The 17,686-nt window shown below is 59.8% G+C and carries 13 protein-coding genes and 1 tRNA gene; 2 read left to right on the forward strand and 12 right to left on the reverse strand.

Annotated features, from left to right (window positions below; genetic code table 11):
- Window positions 1-207 precede the first annotated feature (207 nt).
- The 9 genes from AC4FIJ_RS12140 to AC4FIJ_RS12180 form a co-directional block, all read right to left on the reverse strand.
- Entirely contained in the window at window positions 208-2,478 is a 2,271-nt protein-coding gene (locus tag AC4FIJ_RS12140) for an nSTAND3 domain-containing NTPase (RefSeq protein ID WP_146029897.1), read from the reverse strand.
- A 134-nt stretch (window positions 2,479-2,612) separates the two neighbouring features.
- Window positions 2,613-4,499, reverse strand: coding sequence for an ATP-binding protein (locus AC4FIJ_RS12145; RefSeq protein WP_490336988.1), 1,887 nt, complete (start codon window positions 4,497-4,499; stop codon window positions 2,613-2,615).
- Window positions 4,500-4,777: 278 nt separating this feature from the next.
- Entirely contained in the window at window positions 4,778-5,716 is a 939-nt protein-coding gene (locus tag AC4FIJ_RS12150) for a HEPN domain-containing protein (RefSeq protein WP_103025247.1), read from the reverse strand.
- A 398-nt stretch (window positions 5,717-6,114) separates the two neighbouring features.
- Window positions 6,115-6,190: transfer RNA gene (locus AC4FIJ_RS12155), tRNA-Lys, on the reverse strand.
- 128 nt (window positions 6,191-6,318) lie between these two features.
- Complete coding sequence (rodA, locus tag AC4FIJ_RS12160; protein ID WP_490336989.1) at window positions 6,319-7,434, reverse strand: rod shape-determining protein RodA; 1,116 nt, start codon at window positions 7,432-7,434, stop codon at window positions 6,319-6,321.
- The gene (gene mrdA, locus AC4FIJ_RS12165; RefSeq protein WP_490336990.1) at window positions 7,431-9,557 is read right to left on the reverse strand and encodes a penicillin-binding protein 2; all 2,127 of its coding nucleotides are present in this window, start codon (window positions 9,555-9,557) and stop codon (window positions 7,431-7,433) included. The genes rodA and mrdA overlap by 4 nt, the downstream gene beginning before the upstream one ends.
- Window positions 9,557-10,114, reverse strand: coding sequence for a rod shape-determining protein MreD (mreD, locus tag AC4FIJ_RS12170; RefSeq protein WP_490336991.1), 558 nt, complete (start codon window positions 10,112-10,114; stop codon window positions 9,557-9,559). Before mreD ends, mrdA begins: the two co-directional genes overlap by 1 nt.
- 40 nt (window positions 10,115-10,154) lie before the next feature.
- Window positions 10,155-11,033, reverse strand: a complete 879-nt coding sequence (gene mreC / locus AC4FIJ_RS12175) for a rod shape-determining protein MreC (RefSeq protein ID WP_490336992.1) — start codon at window positions 11,031-11,033, stop codon at window positions 10,155-10,157.
- A gap of 113 nt (window positions 11,034-11,146) precedes the next feature.
- Window positions 11,147-12,193, reverse strand: coding sequence for a rod shape-determining protein (locus AC4FIJ_RS12180; RefSeq protein ID WP_490336993.1), 1,047 nt, complete (start codon window positions 12,191-12,193; stop codon window positions 11,147-11,149).
- 209 nt (window positions 12,194-12,402) lie between these two features.
- Between AC4FIJ_RS12180 and mutL the strand changes: the two genes are divergently transcribed.
- Both mutL and AC4FIJ_RS12190 read left to right on the forward strand, forming a co-directional pair.
- Entirely contained in the window at window positions 12,403-14,244 is a 1,842-nt protein-coding gene (gene mutL / locus AC4FIJ_RS12185; protein ID WP_490336994.1) for a DNA mismatch repair endonuclease MutL, read from the forward strand.
- A gap of 19 nt (window positions 14,245-14,263) precedes the next feature.
- Window positions 14,264-14,761, forward strand: coding sequence for a hypothetical protein (locus AC4FIJ_RS12190; protein WP_490336995.1), 498 nt, complete (start codon window positions 14,264-14,266; stop codon window positions 14,759-14,761).
- Window positions 14,762-14,790: 29 nt separating this feature from the next.
- Here the strand turns inward: AC4FIJ_RS12190 and AC4FIJ_RS12195 are convergent, their stop codons facing one another.
- The 3 genes from AC4FIJ_RS12195 to AC4FIJ_RS12205 all read right to left on the reverse strand — a co-directional run bounded on the left by AC4FIJ_RS12195 (window position 14,791) and on the right by AC4FIJ_RS12205 (window position 17,440).
- A complete protein-coding gene (locus AC4FIJ_RS12195; RefSeq protein WP_490336996.1) occupies window positions 14,791-15,588 on the reverse strand; it encodes a DUF1206 domain-containing protein in 798 nt (265 codons plus the stop codon).
- Between the two features lie 85 nt (window positions 15,589-15,673).
- Entirely contained in the window at window positions 15,674-16,774 is a 1,101-nt protein-coding gene (gene ychF / locus AC4FIJ_RS12200; RefSeq protein ID WP_490337031.1) for a redox-regulated ATPase YchF, read from the reverse strand.
- Window positions 16,775-16,894: 120 nt separating this feature from the next.
- On the reverse strand, window positions 16,895-17,440 hold the full coding sequence (locus AC4FIJ_RS12205) for a hypothetical protein (RefSeq protein WP_490336997.1): 546 nt from the start codon (window positions 17,438-17,440) through the stop codon (window positions 16,895-16,897).
- Between the last annotated feature and the right edge of the window lie 246 nt (window positions 17,441-17,686).

Consider the following 17,686-nt stretch of genomic DNA (forward strand, 5'->3'; position numbering starts at 1 on the left):
GGAAACTCGACGCTTCAGATTAACCGCGCAAGGTGGGGACGCAACAGCGCTTACACCCGAAATCAAAATCCCCATAGCTCATCGCGTGCGGCCCGCGGGTTCGGGCACCGTCGACTTTCCGACGCCTCACGGCGTCCGAAACTCTAAACGATTGCGGAACGTCCGCTTTAGGATTGGCGCACCGCGAAAGCGGACGCGGCCCCAATTCTACTGCTTAAGTCCAGAAAACAGGGCGTCCATCGCTTCATCGGAAAATTCTTCGTTATACAAACTTGAAGATGAGAAGCTTGGAGAGGTCGAGGACGTAGTCTCGTGTTCCTCAATTTCAGCAATCCGCTCCTGGATCATGTCCAATGCTGAGGAAAGGCTCCAATCCGGAATACCGGCACGCTGCCCAAGCACTTTCATTGCCTCAGCCTGATCGGAGAGATGGGAACTAGAGTCCTGATCCCGACAATAGTTATCTACATTGTCGATCTCAGTTACAATCGCCGCTTTCAATGCGCTTTGGATTTCCAGACTAACCCCTTGTGTCTCTTCGACGGTATCGGAAACAGTTTTCAGATCTTCTGCCCACATTCCTTGTTCGAGCAGCGTGACAATGGCCCCCTCAATCTGGGCCTTAAGCTCAGGCATGTCCGAATGGGCTCCGAAGTAGTCGCCGTCATCGATCTTAACAACCAATTCCAATAGGGCGTTGGTATCTCTCCAAGCGTCAAAACCTTGCGGAGGATCACGAACAAGATCGGCGGCCGCCTTGAAGAATGTCTCGTTGGAAGTTTCAGACCACCATTCCAGCAATAGCTCTACGCGAGCTGAGTTACTGGAATCGGCGAAAACTATCCGATTACCATCGACAAGCCTTTGATATGGTCGCGACTTCAGAACTTCAGTTACGCCATGAAACTCTCTGGCGATGATCTCCTTCGCGGGCGACAGGAGAAATTTTTTCTTGGTGAACTCCCAAACGGCAGATGCGAAGCTGACGGATTGCGAACTAGATGCGGCCGCTGCGAGAAGCCCGGCATCGATAAGAAAGTTGGCAAGAAAGTCTCGCACAGAGGGATTTATGAAGTTGACTGTCGTGTCTTGGATGTCGACGAAACTACCTTCGAGAGTGCGAAGGGAATCTTCGAAATCTTGCAAGCCCCGCGGCAGACCAAGTTTGGAGCAAAGGGTCCCATGAAGAGCGTCGAAGGTCTTACGGAGCTCCGCAATTTCCTCACCGAATGACCCGGAAAAGAAGAGCACGATCAATAAGTGACGGCAGGCATCGTTGATATGGCTCTTGAAAGCCACTTCCCATATTTTCTGCGGATTGGCGAGTGCGTGAAGAAATGCCTTAGGGTAGTCCGCCCCTTCGAAGCTTCCGATTTGAATGGCATCAGTCATCCATTCTACAATACGTGGATTGTAGTTCTTATGATCAACAATCTGAGGAATCTGGCCGCTATCGACCAGTGCATTGATGTGGGTTTGGGGCGTATTTCCGACAAGAAGGTGGTTGTAGAGGATCCGGGCACGAATAGCGCGTGTGTACGATTCGAGATCAAGAACATACGTGCTGATTTCAACGCGATCATCTGCCAATCGGTCCGATATACTCCGCGCCTCATTGAGAATGTAAGCCCTGGTCGTCAAAACAAAACGCGCATTCGGGCTTTTGCGTACGCGGTTCATGAATTTGGCTAGGGCAGAGTCATTTGCTGCGAGTGATTGGCGATCCAAGGCGATGGTGCCGAGAAAATCGTCAAAGAAGAAGATTTGCTTCTGCGAGTCCTTTATCCGAGCGAACCCATCCTCGAGGCTACGGATAGCGATGAACTCCCAACCGTCCCCGATATGCGCATATGCCAGCATCTCAGCTAGTGTGGTCTTGCCAACACCCGGAGGGCCAGAGACAATTAGGACATGGTTCTTCTCAAGTGTTGATTGCGCATCAGCAAGGCTAGGATTTTGTGCGTAGACTCTGACCTTTGCTTCAATTTCGACCTCCGTGGTCGCGCTAAAGGCATGTGAACTGGCATTGACGACGGAATCAAGGACGTGGCTGCTAGACAACCAGAGTTTGAGATGGGCACGTTCGACTTCACCGTGGTCTTTTAAGGAGGCGTTGAGTTCGTCCGGCCCTACAATATCGCTCAGCGATAGAAGTCTTGGTCCAATAATCTCTGCGAGCTCATCCTTTCGATTAGGCGTCAGTGGGCAGGAGGTCGCGAGAATGTATCGATCCGGTTCCAGCGCATCGATCGAAGCGCGTTCCTTTTTCATCTTCGATTTTAGGGCGGAGTATCCGGAATTAATGTAGTGTTTTGCTTGGAGAATTGTTTTGGCTTCACTTGTAGCGTGACGACCATCAACTCCGCCATCGGGCCCCTTGGCAAAAGCCTCGAAACGGATGCCGAGGCTCTTGCCGATGAGGTCGCGGGAAAAGTCTTCGAAGTCTGCCGGAAGAAGGGTGCGAAAATCGTAGGTCAAGTTTTTCTCAATCAGCCACGCTGTGTCAGCTAGTGGGTTTGCCTTTTCTACACTTCTAATAATGGTAATGCTTCAAGCACATATAATATTCTTGCGGCTAGGTTTGGAAACCGAGAGAATAGCGAGCAGTTCGATCAGGTAACGCGATCTCGAATAGCTTCCATCCACCCCCTAATTTCGCCCTGCCCATCTTGCTGCTCAAGGTCGGCGACAGACATCCGGTCCATCACGACCGAATTGAGCCGCTTCTTCGCTCTACTTTCCTTTTTCCCCTGTAACTCCTCGGACAGTACAGCCCATGCATTCGGCGAGCCAGATTGAATATGAACTTGCTCCGCGAACAGCATGGGCACGTCACTCCAATCCGTACATTCCAATGCAACTCCGAGTTCATCTTGTATGGCAGTTGGGTGCAGGTAGTTTTCCATTTCTCGCTTATTGGTCAGAAAGGCGACAGAATTGTCTCCTCTAGCATTAACGTCATCTACCTGGGCTTGGTACTTAGGATCGTTCTGATCGTCTCGGTCATAGATGTGCACTTCGACCAATTGGACATTTGCAAGGTATCGCTTGTCGACCCAGTGCTTCAAGTTTCCGCCGCCGGTAACAACCCACGCGATACGATGATCCTTTTCAAGGTCGATCAATGTCGGATCAGTCTGGCGCAGTTTCTCGCTCGCTCGAACGAGAAACTCATAGTCGTGAGGCCCCTCAATATAGATCGCAACTTGCGCACGCTTGTCGGGAAGCAAGCCAAGAGATTCGACAGCTTTCTCATAGGCGTCTTCAGTTCCTTGCTCGATAACCGGATACCCATCTTGATGGCGGGTGACCAACCGGACGCTTTCAACTGGAATCTGAGCAGCAACAGCAGGAACGTGCGTGGTTAGGAGCACTTGGGTATTTGGGTCGATGCTGAGCTCCAACAATGCCCGTATAAGCATCGTTTGATTGTCTGGATGTTGGGAGCTTTCAGGTTCCTCAATTGCGTAAATCACTCGCCGAGAATCCGCTGTCTCCCTACGGCGTTCAGCTTCCGCCCGGAAGAAGTTGAGCAGGATGAGCCGCCTTACCCCACTACCCCTCTTGTTGATGGGGATGTCATTGTCGCCTGTGAGGGTGAGCTTGAATCCGTCCCACTTCGGCTCCGCTTTGAATGTGGGATTGAGCTGACCAGCTAGCTCGCTGTCCATTTCGGTAAGTTTAGCTATGGTGCGTTGCGCCACTTCCATGACACTGAGCCGGACTTTCTCTCGAACCGCTTCCAACTCATCTTCGATATCCTTGATCGCAGCCTGAACGGCGATCTTCATCGGGTCAGAGACCTCCGGATCGTCGTCCTTGCTTGGACGATCGGCTTGGAAGAGCGCGAATACGGGCAATCCTTTTTGAATCTGATCCCACACCTTCTTTCCGTCATCTTCCTTGAGCGGTATCTCGCGTTCAGCAAGAGCAAGATCACCAAGTGAATCTCGGATGGCTTGTCGCAATGATACATTCGATCTTTTATCAATCTCGGCTAGGTCGGCTCCCAGTTCGCCGGCACGAGTTTTGAGCTGCGCATTCTTAAGTTGGAGCAGGTCGGCAGCTCCTTCCATTGTTGGATGATGAGCCCTCGCAAAAATCTCGGCTTTGGGGGCTGTCCGCAATCCACAGTTGTATCGTTTGAGGATTTCTAGATCGCCATCAGCGTTCAGCAGATGTTCCTCAGACCAAGTCGTCTCGGCATGGGCGTCAATCGTCAGCGTTGTGGGTAGGCTGTCGAAGATGCATGCAATCTCTACGAATTTGTCGTCATTAGCCGCGTGCACACAGCAGTCGCCAGAATCTGGCTTTACCAGCTCGGAATTGAAGAAAATTTCCAACGCTTCAAGCAAACAGCTTTTGCCGACATCATTCCGCCCGAGGATGGCCGTTAAGTCGTCCAAGAAGAGCGTCGTTTCGACTTGGTACGCTCGAAAATTTCTGATTTTTACTGCCTTGAGTCTCATAATAACGTCGCTGCTCCAAAAAATGATCATTGGAATAGCATGTTGAAATTGGCTGCAGAAGTCCCACCGCGCTAGTAGCGACACTTCGCGCCAATCGATTCCCTCAGATGATCAGCAAACTCGCTAGTCATGCCTGAGAAGCGCAACGGCATTTGAAGGCAGCTTCCAGGCGATTGCTGAGCTCGCGTGTATGTCCGAGATGAGGGCGCAAAGCTGACCTAGCGCAAAATGTCAGCAATCGGGTCGGAAGCCGAAGGTCTGCTTTCAGCAAGCCATCTCGACAAGCTGCGCCTCGGCGACCGCTGAGCCTACTGCTTATCCGGGCGCGCCCTTGCTTCAGCTTTGAGCTTTTCAATCCGTTCCGAGCACACCTCGTGCACAACCCTACCAAGCTCCTCTACCTGTTCTCCGAGCCATTCGAGCTCTTCCTTTGTGATGCGGTAGTGCTTCGAGTAGCGCGCCTTAACGTAGGCCTCCTTGAGCTTCTCGAAGCGGGCGCGGTCGCGTCGGGTGTCGCGCGGCCATACATAGGTTAGCCGAGCGTCAATCCGCTCGGCCTGAGTGCGGAGGAAACCAAGATTGTGCACGTGGGGCGTATAGAAGGTGCAGACCAGTAGGACACAGTGATACAAACTCTCTGCAGCTTGATGCATCAAGAACGCAGCTCGCTTGTACCTTCCTTTGCTCATTAGGTGAGTGGCACTGTCCACAAAGTCGTTCGCGCCGGGCATCCACTCGTCGAAATACTCTTGCGCCATGGCGACCGCCTGCGTCGGCGTCTTGGGCTTCGGTGTGTGCAGTTCAGTGTCGTCCGACTGGTACAGCGCTATCCCGTCGTCCTTGACGTCCATGAAGAAGTAGCGCCCATGGGCGAGCCCGTCGTTCACCTCCTGCAGGGTGTGGACGATGAAATTGACCGGGGTCTTGAGCCCTTTCGTGACGCCGTACTCTCGCATCAGACGATCATCGAGCTTCGACCAGTACTTCACTCGGTCGACCAGCCGCTTGTCATTGACGATGATCAGCAGGTCATAGTCCGACTGGTAGCCCTTGGCGGTGTGCGGTTCATCAACCCAGGTACCGCGCGCGTAGCTTCCGTAGAGGATGACCTTGAGGATGCGTCCGGCCTTCTTCCACTCGTGCTTTGCAAGCGCGAACGCATCGTCGAATTCCTCGAAGATCAGCTGCACCACGCGTTCAATCTCGCGCTGCTTTTGCGGTGGCAGATGATCGAGGTCGGTCTTCATCATTCGACACCTAGCAAGGTGCTGGAATGGTTGCACCTGTCGATCAGATTTCGTCCGCAATGTCTTCTCATTGGACTCGTTGAGTCAGCATGAGACTAGTGCGTCAATACCAAGAACTGGGGAGGGCAGTCGCAAAGCCACTTCTGAGTTGAGAAATGCACGAACGCGGACGCGTAAGGATTGGTGTCTTGAGCAATCGAATGAACACATCGCAATGTGCTGGAAGCCACTGTAGGTCACGAGATTGCGACGAATCATCTCCGCGCTGCGCGGCACTACGCCAACGTTTCCAAAGGTTTCCCTCTACAGTGCGAGGGCACTTGATTACGTGGTGATTAAACGGGCCTCGACACCCCTTTGGTAGGGATGTATACTCTGGCCTAAGTCTTTGAGAAGTTTGGTGGACGCACTAGGGTTCGAACCTAGGACCCGCTGATTAAGAGTCAGCTGCTCTACCAACTGAGCTATGCGTCCACATCGCCGATTTCAGACGATTGCGGCAAATGCGAGAAGTGCGATTCGCCGCGGGAGGCCTCCCTATACGGATTGCGCGGCGCGATGGAAGGGAAAATTTCACCTTTCCGAAAATTTCTCGCGCAGCGCTAGGCGAAGCTGCCCGGTTCACGCGTGTTCCAGCGCTCGACTGCCATGATAAGGCCTACGCAAATCATGATCGTCAGCATCGACGACCCGCCGTGGCTCATGAAGGGAAGGGGGATGCCCACCACCGGTGCCAGGCCCATCACCATCATCAGATTGATCGCGGCATAGAAAAAGATCGTCGCGGTAAGTCCCGCCGCCATCAGCTGACCAAAGCGGTCGCGCGTGCCCATCGCGACCTTGATGCCCCAGCGCAGTAACAGGCCAAACACGGTCAGTACGAAAAGGCCGCCCATCATGCCCCATTCCTCCGCCATGGTGGCAAAGACGAAGTCCGTGTGCGGCTCGGGCAGGTAATTGAGGTGGCTCTGCGATCCGTTTCCAAAGCCCTTGCCGAACAGGCCGCCGGACCCGATCGCGATCTTGGACTGGGTGATATGGTATCCCGCCCCAAGCGGATCGCTCTCAGGATCGAGGAACGTCAAAACGCGGCGCTGCTGATAGTCGTGAAGCGCAAAGAAGAATGCCAGCGGTATGGCGGCAAGCCCCGCCACGCCGACCGTGATGAACCAGCTGAGCGGCAGGCCCGCCAGGAACATGACCAGTCCTGCGCCGAATACGATGGCAAGGCTGGTGCCAAGATCCGGCTGCATCAGCACCAGCCCGAACGGCAACCCGATCAGCACGCCCGGCACGATCAGCGAGGAAAACTCGCGCGTCGCCGCGGGTGGCAGCATGTCGTAGAAACGGGCGAGAATGATGACGATCGCGGGCTTCATAAGTTCGGAAGGCTGCAAGGTCATGAAGCCCAGGTCGAGCCAGCGCTGGCTGCCCCCGCCGACGAACCCCATGGCCTCCACCGCCATCAGCATCAGCAGCAGGATGACATAGACCGGCAATGCCATAAGCCTGATGAAATCGCGCGACATGCCGGCAATGACGATGGCCATGATGAGGAAAACGACAAAGCGCACCACATGCAGCAAGGCCCATGGCATCAGGCTGCCACCCGCCGCGGAATAGAGAACGGCCGCACCAAAGCAGACCAGAAGCAGCAAGGGGATGATGATGCCCCACGGCTGAACCGCGATGATGCGGGGCAGGAACTTGCGGTTCACTGGCCTTGCTCCGCCAAATTCGCACCATTCGCAGCCGGAGGCGTGACCGAGGCGGCCTCGGCCGATGCGGCGTCTGGCCCTGACTGCTCCTGCAAACTGTCGCCTTCGGCAGCACGCTGCGCTTGGGCGGAGTTCAGCGGGGGCGGAGCGGTAGCACTGTCACCGGACGCCGCGTCGTCGATATCGGTCGATTCGGGCTTTGGCGCATTGCCGCCATAGGCCGCTTCGTAGGCGCCATATTTGCGCGCGAGCCTTTCCTGCGCCGTGCCGCCCCATTGCTTTTCATAATCGTGCAGGACTTCCAGCGCCTTGTCGGGGTCGAACAGGAACGTCATGACGTCGCGCGCCACCGGATAGGCCGAGGAGGAGCCGGCGCCGTGCTCGATAGCGACGGCGCAGGCATATCGCGGGTTCTCATACGGGGCAAAGCTGATGAAATGGCCGTGATCGCGATACTTCCACGGCACGTCCCGTCCACCGCGCCCATAGGCCAGCGACACGACCTGCGCCGTGCCGGTCTTGCCCGAAAGCTCGATACCGGGGATCGGCAGGCGCGCGCGGCCCGCCGTGCCAGCGCCGTTAACGACTTCCCACATGGCGTGGCGCACGATCTCGAGATGCTCGTCCGGGATGTCGAGGTGCGGTGCGGGTTTGGGATCATTCGTCAGCAACAGGCGCGGCTGCAATCGCCGACCACTGGCGATGCGCGAGGTCATCACCGCCTGCTGCAGCGGATTGACGAGCATGTAGCCCTGTCCGATCGTCGCGTTGACGGTATCGAACGTCTGCCAGTCGCTGTCGTATTTCTTTTTCTTCCAGGCCGGATCGGGCACGGTGCCATAGGACTGGCTTTCGACGGGAAGCGGGTATTTCCACCCCATGCCCAGCCTGCGCGCCATATCCGCGATGGGCTGCATCCCGACGCGCTGCGCGAAATAATAGAAATAGACGTCGCAGCTCTGATAGATGCCCTTGGCCATGTTGACCGTACCGTGGCCACCGCGCTTCCAGCAACGGAACACGCGATTGCCGACCCGCAATCCGCCGCCGCAGAACACGGTTTCCTCCGGGTCTATCCCTTCCTTCAGGAATGCAAGCGAGACATAGGGCTTGACCGTCGAACCGGGCGGATAGAGCCCCGACAGCACCTTGTTCCGAAGGGGAACGTGGTCGTCTTCGGACAGCATCTTCCATTCCAGACGTCCGATGCCGTCCGAAAAGCTGTTGGGATCGAAACTGGGCATCGACGACATGGCAAGAAGGTCGCCTTGCCGCAGATCCATCACCACGACCGAACCCGATTCCTGACCCAGCCGGCGCGCCGCATAGTCCTGAAGCGGGCCGTCGATGGTCAGCTGGACCGGATCGCCCTGAACGTCCTCGCGCATTTCAAGGTCGCGCACGATCTTGCCGCTTGCGGTGACTTCCGCCCGTCGCGCGCCGGGTTCGCCGCGAAGGCGCTTTTCGAAATATTTTTCAACGCCATCCTTGCCAATCTTGAAACCGGGTGTGATGAGCAGGGGGTTCTTTTCCTCCTCATATTCCTCGGCCGAGACGGTGCCGACATAGCCAAGCAGATGGCCGACCGAAGGACCCGTCGGGTAATAGCGCGAGAAGCCGCGCTGCGGGACCACGCCCGGCAGATCGGGCAGGCGGACGGAGAGCGCAGCGAACTGCTCCCAATCGACGCCGGTGGCGACTTCGACGGGACGGAAACCGCGGACCTCGTTCAGCTTGTCGCGCAGATCGGTGATCGCGGCCGGTGACAGTTCCAGAACTTCGCCCAGAACGGCCAAGGTCCGTTCCTGATCCACGATCCGTTCGGGGACCAGATCGACGCGAAAGTCGGCGCGGTTGGAGGCCAGCGGAACGCCGTGCCGATCGAGAATCCAGCCGCGACGCGGCGGAATCAACGTAAGATCGACGCGATTGCTTTCTGAGGCGAGCTGGTATTTCTCATTCTGCTCAACCGACAGCCACGCCATCCTTCCGGCCAGCAAAAGGCCCACGCCGCCTTGCAGCCCGGCCAGCACGAATGTCCGCCGATCGAAGGCATTGTGCAATTCGCCCGCGCTGACCCGTTTGGGCGCGCGATTCCGCCGGCGCCAGGAAAGGGTGACCATTAACCCAGCACCTTGATGCGGGCGCGGCGCAGGACATCAAGAATGGCGACGAGACGGGTGAACAGGGGAAACGACAACACGGAAATCAACAATTGGGGAAGGAGGAGCGAGGGATACCATATCGTACCGGCCATGACCGCAATCATGTGCGCCAATGCCAGATAGATCGCAATCAACACGATGGCCACGGCCCAGTCCTGCCAAAAGCTGCGCCAGCGTTGCCAATTATCCAATGCTTCCAGTGCGATCATGGTGATGGACCACAATAGCACGGCACTGCCGATTGGTTGACCGGAAAATAGATCGTCGACAAATCCAAGCGGCGCGCCAGCCCACAGGGGCAGCATCCCCGGACGAAACAGGCGCCACGCGATCAGCAGCATGAAGGCGAGCGGGGGGAGAACCGGCGCAGACGCGATGATCGGCGACAGCGGGGCGAGGGACAACAACGCGATCGAAAGCCACGGAACGATCGTCGCCAGAACGGGGGAGGGCGCCCGGTTCAGCTTGCGCTGGAACATGTCCTCGCCAGGAAGGCGATCGCCTTTCAGAGCCATGGCTGGGCGCCCCATCGCTGAGTTCCGCGCCGCCCATTGATCATGGCGGCGTCTCCCCGTCGACAGGCTGAAGTTCTGTCATCGGTTGCCATACCGGCTCTACCATGACGAAGTCGGTGGCCGCCGGATCGGAAATGATCCGTGCGACCGCGCCGTCGCGGGTAACATTCTCGACAATGGCAACGGGGACATTCGGACGATAGAGACCGCCAGAGCCGGACGTGACCAGCAAATCACCTTTTTCTAGGGGGTTGATGCCCATTTCTATCAGGCGGACGATCAAGGTGCCATCCGCCTGCCCCTGCGCGAAACCGGCGACATTTCCCTTGATGCGGCGCACGGGAACGATGCTCTGGCCATCGGTGATAAGCAGGACGCGCGCGGTCCGCCGTCCCGTTTCAAGGACGCGCCCGACCAGTCCGGTGGCCGAACGCACCGGCTGGCCCACCACCACCCCATCCGATGCGCCTGCGCCGATCAGGGCGAAACGGCGTGTGCTGGACGGGCTCGATCCGATAAGGCGCGCGCTTGCGACCGGGCGAATTTCCTTCTCTCGCAGCGACAGCAACTGCTTGAGCCGGCGGTTTTCATCCTGGATCGCTTCGGCCTCGGCCAGCTTCGCCCTCGCAAGCCGAAGCTCTTCCTGAAGGCGGGCATTCTTGCTGCCCGCCTCGATATAGCCGGTGATGACGTCGATGATCGACCGGCTGCCATTGCGCGCGACGGCGGAAACCTCACCCACCGGGCGCGCGGCATCGCTGGCAGCATTGCGCGCGAACGCAAAACTGCCGGGGCTGAACAGCGACACGAGCAGCAACACGACGCCAAGCACGATTCCGCCCGTGGCGACGACATAGCTCGTGAAGATCGAGATATGCGCCCTCTTGGAAAAGCCGGGACGTCGCTCCGCCGACGCCATGATGCACTACTCCCCTTCGGCCCGTCGGCCGTTACGCGATATCGGGGCGCACGCGATGCGCCCCGATATCGGCCGAAAATGTCGCGCGGCCCCGTCCGGACCGGCGAAATGGATCAGGCCGTCATCAATACGCCGCGGAACACCGGCTCTTCAAGCGCGCGCCCTGTGCCCAGCGCGACGCAGGACAGCGGATCTTCCGCCACCGTCACGGGAAGGCCCGTTTCCTCGCGCAGATGCTCGTCCAGCCCCTTGATCAGCGCGCCGCCGCCCGTCAGCACGATGCCCTGGTCGACGATATCGGCCGCCAGTTCCGGAGCAGTGTTTTCCAGCGCGATGCGGACGCTTTCGACGATGGCGCCGATCGGTTCGGACAATGCCTCGGCAATATTGGCCTGGGTGATCGTGATTTCCTTGGGAACGCCGTTCACCAGATCGCGTCCGCGCAGATGGATCGTTTCGCCCACGCCGTCGGCAGGCGGGATCGCGATGGCGTAATCCTGCTTGATCCGCTCTGCCGTGGATTCGCCGATCAGCAGGTTGTGGTGGCGGCGGACATAGGAAACGATGGCTTCGTCCATCTTGTCGCCGCCGACGCGCACGCTGGTGGTATAGGCAAGACCGCGCAGCGACAGCACCGCCACCTCGGTCGTGCCGCCGCCGATGTCGACCACCATCGAACCGACCGGTTCGGTCACCGGCATGTCCGCGCCGATTGCGGCGGCCATCGGTTCAAGGATGAGATAGACCTGGCTGGCGCCCGCATTGCTGGCCGCGTCGCGAATGGCGCGGCGTTCGACCGATGTCGAGCCCGAGGGCACGCAGATCACGATTTCGGGATGGCGCAGGATGCTGCGCTTGCCGTGCACCTTCTTGATGAAATATTTGATCATGTGCTCGGCGACTTCGATGTCGGCGATCACGCCGTCGCGCAAAGGCCGGATCGCCTCGATGCTGTCGGGGGTCTTGCCCATCATCATCTTGGCGTCGTCGCCGACGGCGCGCACGCGCTTGATGCCGTTCTCGGTCTCGATCGCGACGACCGAGGGTTCGTTCAACACGATCCCGCGCCCTTCCACATACACGAGCGTGTTCGCCGTGCCGAGGTCGATCGCCATGTTCTGCGAGCCGAGCTGGAAAAGACGCGAAAAGAAATTTGCCATTGTAGGTATCGTCCCTCACCGGAGCCGCGAAAACCCATGCGTCAGGCATGACGCGAGCTGCGGTCCGTAAGTAGTTGCTGGTCCCTCGGTGTGCCTAGCCCAATCCTGCGCCCTTTGGAAAAAAAATTGATGGGGTTCAGTCGGCTTTTCCACATGGACCCGACATCACTGATCTCGAAAATCGGGCCACTCGGCGCTAGCGTCCGCGAATGCCCGTCATACGCCGACTTCCCGAAGCGCTGGTTAACCGCATTGCCGCGGGCGAGGTGGTCGAGCGTCCGGCTGCCGCGCTCAAGGAAATCGTCGAGAATGCCATCGATTCAGGCGCGGGCGAGATTGCAGTCGCGCTGACGGACGGCGGGCTGGACTCGATCGAGGTGATCGACGACGGCTGCGGCATGCTGCCCGAAGAGATCGCGCTGGCGCTGGAACGCCATGCGACATCCAAGCTGCCGGTCGATCTGGTCGGCGAGGAAGGAGCTATAGAGCAGGTCGCGACTCTGGGTTTCCGGGGCGAGGCGCTGCCCTCCATCGCCAGCGTGGCGCGTCTGACCATCGAATCGCGCCCGGCAGAGGCGGCGCAGGGCTGGAAGCGCGTGACCGATCACGGCGAGACCCTGTCCGAAGGCCCCGCCGCCTTGCCGCCCGGCACCCGCATTCGCGTCGAGGACGTGTTTGCCCGCGTGCCTGCCCGCCGCAAGTTCCTGCGCACGCCGCGCAGCGAATACATGGCCTGCCACGACGTCATGCGCCGGCTTGCGATGGCGCGGCCCGATGTGGGGTTTCGCTTTTCGAACGACGGGCGGCGAATCTTCGCGGTGCAGGCGGGGGAAATGCTGGAAACGCGCGTATCCCGGCTGGTTGCGCGCGAACTGGCGGATAATGCCGTCAGCATCGATTGCACCCGCGGGCCGCTGGATGCGCCGATCCGTCTGACTGGCATCGCCGGGCTGCCGACCTATAACCGGGGCGTGGCGGATCATCAGTACCTGTTCGTCAATGGCAGGCCGGTCAAGGATCGCCTGCTGACCGGCGCGGTGAGGGGCGCCTATGCCGACATGCTGGCGCGTGATCGCCATGCAGTGCTGGCGCTGTTCCTGACCGTGCCGCCCAGCGAAGTCGACGTGAACGTCCATCCCGCCAAGACCGAGGTGCGGTTTCGCGATGCTGCCGCAGTCCGCTCGCTGATCGTGGGCGGATTGCGCGACGCGCTGTCGGCGGGAGACCGGCGTTCGGCGCAGCAACCTTCGGCGCAGGCGATGGCGGCATGGCAGGCCGAACCGGTTGCGCCCATGGGCGGCGCATTGCCGCTGACGCTGCGCGAACAGCGTCCGATGTTCGCGGCCCATCCTGCGGGGCGGATGCAGCACAGCCCTTCGCAAGACTCGTTTCGCGCGATGGAATCGGCCATTCTCGAACCCTCCGCCCGGGCCGAAGAGGCCGAGGCGCAGGCCCCCGATGCGGATGAATTCCCGATGGGAGCGGCCCGCGGGCAAATCGCGGAAACCTATATCGTCGCCGAGGCGGCCGACGGACTGGTCATCGTCGACCAGCATGCCGCGCATGAGCGGCTTACTCTCGAACGCCTGCGGGCAGCCGGGGCCGACACGGGCGTCTCGCGGGCGCAGGCCCTGCTGATGCCCGAGGTCGTCGAGATGGACGAGAGCGATTGCGACCGCATCGAAAGCGCCGCGGACCGGCTTGCCGGGCTTGGGCTGGCGGTGGAACGTTTCGGGCCGGATGCCGTGCTGGTCCGCTCTTTGCCCGCGGCCCTGTCGGGCGCGAATTGCCAGGCATTGATGCAGGATATCGCCGACGACATCGCCAATAACGGCGAAGCGCTTCTGCTGGGGGAGAAACTCGACCTCGTGCTGGCGACGATGGCCTGCCACGGTTCGGTCAGGGCAGGGCGGCGGCTTTCGGTGGCGGAAATGAATGCCCTGCTCCGCGAGATGGAGCGCACGCCGCGTTCCGGGCAGTGCAATCACGGCCGCCCCACATGGGTAAAGCTGTCCATGAACGACGTCGAGAAACTGTTCGGCCGTAAATAGCGGCGTGATGGAGAGAGTGATGAAGGCGACCCTGACCATGCTGGCGATCCCGGCGCTGATGCTGGCCGCATGCGGCGGCGAGGAACGCGACCCGGCTGCCGATGCTGCCGATGTGGCCAAAGTGCGCGCGATGCACGACAATCCCCCCGCCGTACCGATCGAGCCGCAGCGTATATCCTATAGCGATATCGAGAGGAACGATCTGTTCGGCGCAGGCTGCGGTTTCGCGCCTGCCAACAGCCTGTCGGTGATCGCGCTGGCGCAGCCCGAGCGCGGCTTTCTGAAGCTGGACGGGAAAATCGTGACCCTGTCGCCCGACAAGGGGGGCGCTTCGCTTCCGCTGGACAGCTGGCAGGATTATGCGGGCAGCGATTACGCGTTCACGCTGATGCGAACCGGCGAGGACGGTGAGGATACCGGCATGGAAAACACCAGCTGGCCGGGCTCGCTCTCCATCACCGACGTTAAGGGAAAGACCGTCTACGAGGCCGAAGGCACATTGCAGTGCGGTTCGTGATGGCCTCGTAAACGGTCTTGCGCATCCAATCAGGCGCGGAACGCCGGCGTACTGCCCGATGCATCCATGTCCGGGATGATGCGATAGCGCGCCAGCACGAAGCTGAAGAGCCCGAACAGCAGCAGCCCGATGGCGGTCAGCGTGAACCAGATGCCATCGTCGGCAAGGCTGGCGACCGCATTGCCGAGTGTCTTCACGTTGCCGCTGCTTGAGAACCAGCCCGAGCGGATCAGTGACCAGCCGATCACGACGAACACAACGGCCCGCGCCAGATAGCCTGCACCGCCCAGCCAGCGTGTGGCCGAAGGAGCCCGCGCGCTGATGCGGTTCATGAAACTGCCGGTGATGCCCTTCTTGGCCTGGAACACCGCCGTCGCAAGGAACGCTACGCCAAGCAGGCCGAGCAGGATGTCGCCCAGCGGAAGCGACAGAACGCCGGAGGCCGCTTCCTGCGCGCCGTCGCCCGAACCGCCGCTGGAACTGGTCGCGAATTTATAGGCCGAATAGGCAAGCGCGAAATGGCCGATCGCGCTGCCGGCGTGACCGATCCGCTGCGCGATGCCCTTCTTGTCGCTGCCGTGGTTTTCGATGTCGAAGAATGTCGAAGCCAGACGGAACAGACCATAAGCCGTCAGTCCGACAACCAGCAGCCACAGTATGAACATGCCGCCGGGAAAATCCTCGATCGCGCGGAAAACGCCGTTTGTGCCCTGCTGGATACTGCCGACGCTGGTCAGCGCGATCAGGCCGATCAGCGTGTAGAGAATGGCGCGAGACAGATAGCCGACCCTGACCAGCCAACGGAATTTTTCGGACTTGTCCACCACGTGATTGTTCCCCCGGTATAAATGATATGTGCCGAGGGAACGGGCGGAACGCCGAAAAGTGCCCGATCGGGCAGGGCGCTTCGCGTCAGACGTTGAACTTGAAGTGCATTACGTCGCCGTCCTGCACGACATATTCCTTGCCTTCCTGCCGCAATTTGCCCGCCTCGCGCGCGGCACTTTCGCCGCCGAGGGTGACATAATCGTTGTAGGCGATGGTCTCGGCGCGGATGAAACCGCGTTCGAAATCGGTGTGGATTTCACCTGCAGCCTGCGGAGCCTTGGATCCGGATGGGAACGTCCATGCGCGCGTTTCCTTGGGCCCGGCGGTGAAGAAGGTCTTCAGCTGCAGCAGGTCGTAGCCGGCGCGGATCACGCGGGCGAGGCCGCTTTCCTCAAGGCCGATGGCTTCGAGGAATTCGGCGCGGTCCTCCGGTGCCATGGCGACGATCTCGCTCTCGATCGCGGCGGACACGACGACGGCCTGCGCACCCTCGGCAGCGGCCTTTTCGAACACCTTGGCCGACAGCGCATTGCCCTCGGCGGCGTCTTCCTCGGCCACGTTGCAGACATAGAGCACCGGCTTGGCCGTCAGCAGCTGGGCCTGCGCGAACACGCGGGCTTCCTCGTCGTCCCTCGGCTCGGTCAGCCGCGCAGGCTTGCCTTCGCGCAGCAGTTCCAGCGCCTGCCCCAGCACGCTGGCCGCGATCTTGGCTTCCTTGTCGCCGCCGGTCGCGCGCTTGGCGGCGGCGGGCACGCGTTTTTCCAGGCTTTCCAGATCGCTCATCAGCAATTCGGTTTCCACCACCTCGGCATCGGCGATGGGGTCGACCTTGTTGGCGACATGCTGAATGTCGTCGTCCTCAAAGCAGCGCAGGACGTGCACGATGGCATCGACCTCGCGGATATTGCCGAGGAACTGGTTGCCAAGCCCTTCGCCCTTGGACGCGCCCTTTACCAGACCCGCGATATCAACGAAGGCCAGCTGGGTGGGGATGATCTTTTCGGATTTGGCGATGGCGGCGATCTTGTCCAGCCGCTCATCGGGAACGCCGACCTGCCCGACATTGGGCTCGATCGTGCAGAAAGGGTAATTCGCGGCCTGTGCGGCCTGCGTCTCTGTCAGCGCGTTGAAAAGCGTCGACTTGCCGACATTGGGAAGGCCGACGATGCCGCAACGAAAACCCATCATGAACTCCGATCTCTAATCTGGCAGGCCCGATAGGCGGTGACGCCCGAAATAGCCAGTGTGAGTTTGCCAGCAGGAGCTTGAGTTTTCGCGCGGCCGTCGCCGGCCATACCCGTGTTATCAGCCTTCCGAGGGGATGGCTGCCTCGATCTGCGCCAGCGTCGCGAGGACGATCACGCTGCCGCTGTTGTCGAGCGCGAACATGTCCTTGCCCAGCGTGATCTTCTGCGGCGTTTCGCCGGCAAGAGCCAGAACGACGCTTTCGCCTTCGACGGTGTCGATGGTGCCAAGCGTCTGCGCATCGGCGGTGCCGACCGAAGCGCCGGCCACCATGGCGGCGTCGAGCGCGGCCTTGGCTTCGGCCATCTGCTTGGCGAAGGTCGCGTCCAGTTCGGTCTTGGTGATGTTCAGCGTCAGGCCGCTTTCGGCCTTGCCGAACGCATTCAGCGGCAGCGGGATCTTGTGCATGCCGGTGTCCACGATCGCCGCATCTGCCGAAACCTGCGAAACGGTGCCGATCGGATTGCCGTCATTGCCGGTAACCGATGCGCCCTGCGTCACTTCGACCGCTGCGGGGGCTGCGGCGGGAGCGGCTTCCTGCGCATGGGCGGTGGCGGGCACGATAGCGAGCGCCGCGGCAGCGGCGGCGAGCTTGGCAAATTTCATTCGTTCAGTCCTTTGTCTTTAGAAACATCTGTTCAAAACGATACGGCGCTGTCCGGCGGAGGCCGGACAATAGATTGCCGATGCCTGAATTGCGCCAGAGGTTCACGAACCTGCGATTGACGCGTTTCCCGAAGGGGGAGGCCCATTCAAGCAAGTCGGGCCGGATAGTGCAAGGGGCCGGATGACCCATGGCCTTGCGAATAGAGGTCAACTAGATCTCGCGGTTCGGTCACGACATCTGCGTAT

The sequence above is a fragment of the Croceicoccus sp. genome, assembly GCF_983967925.1.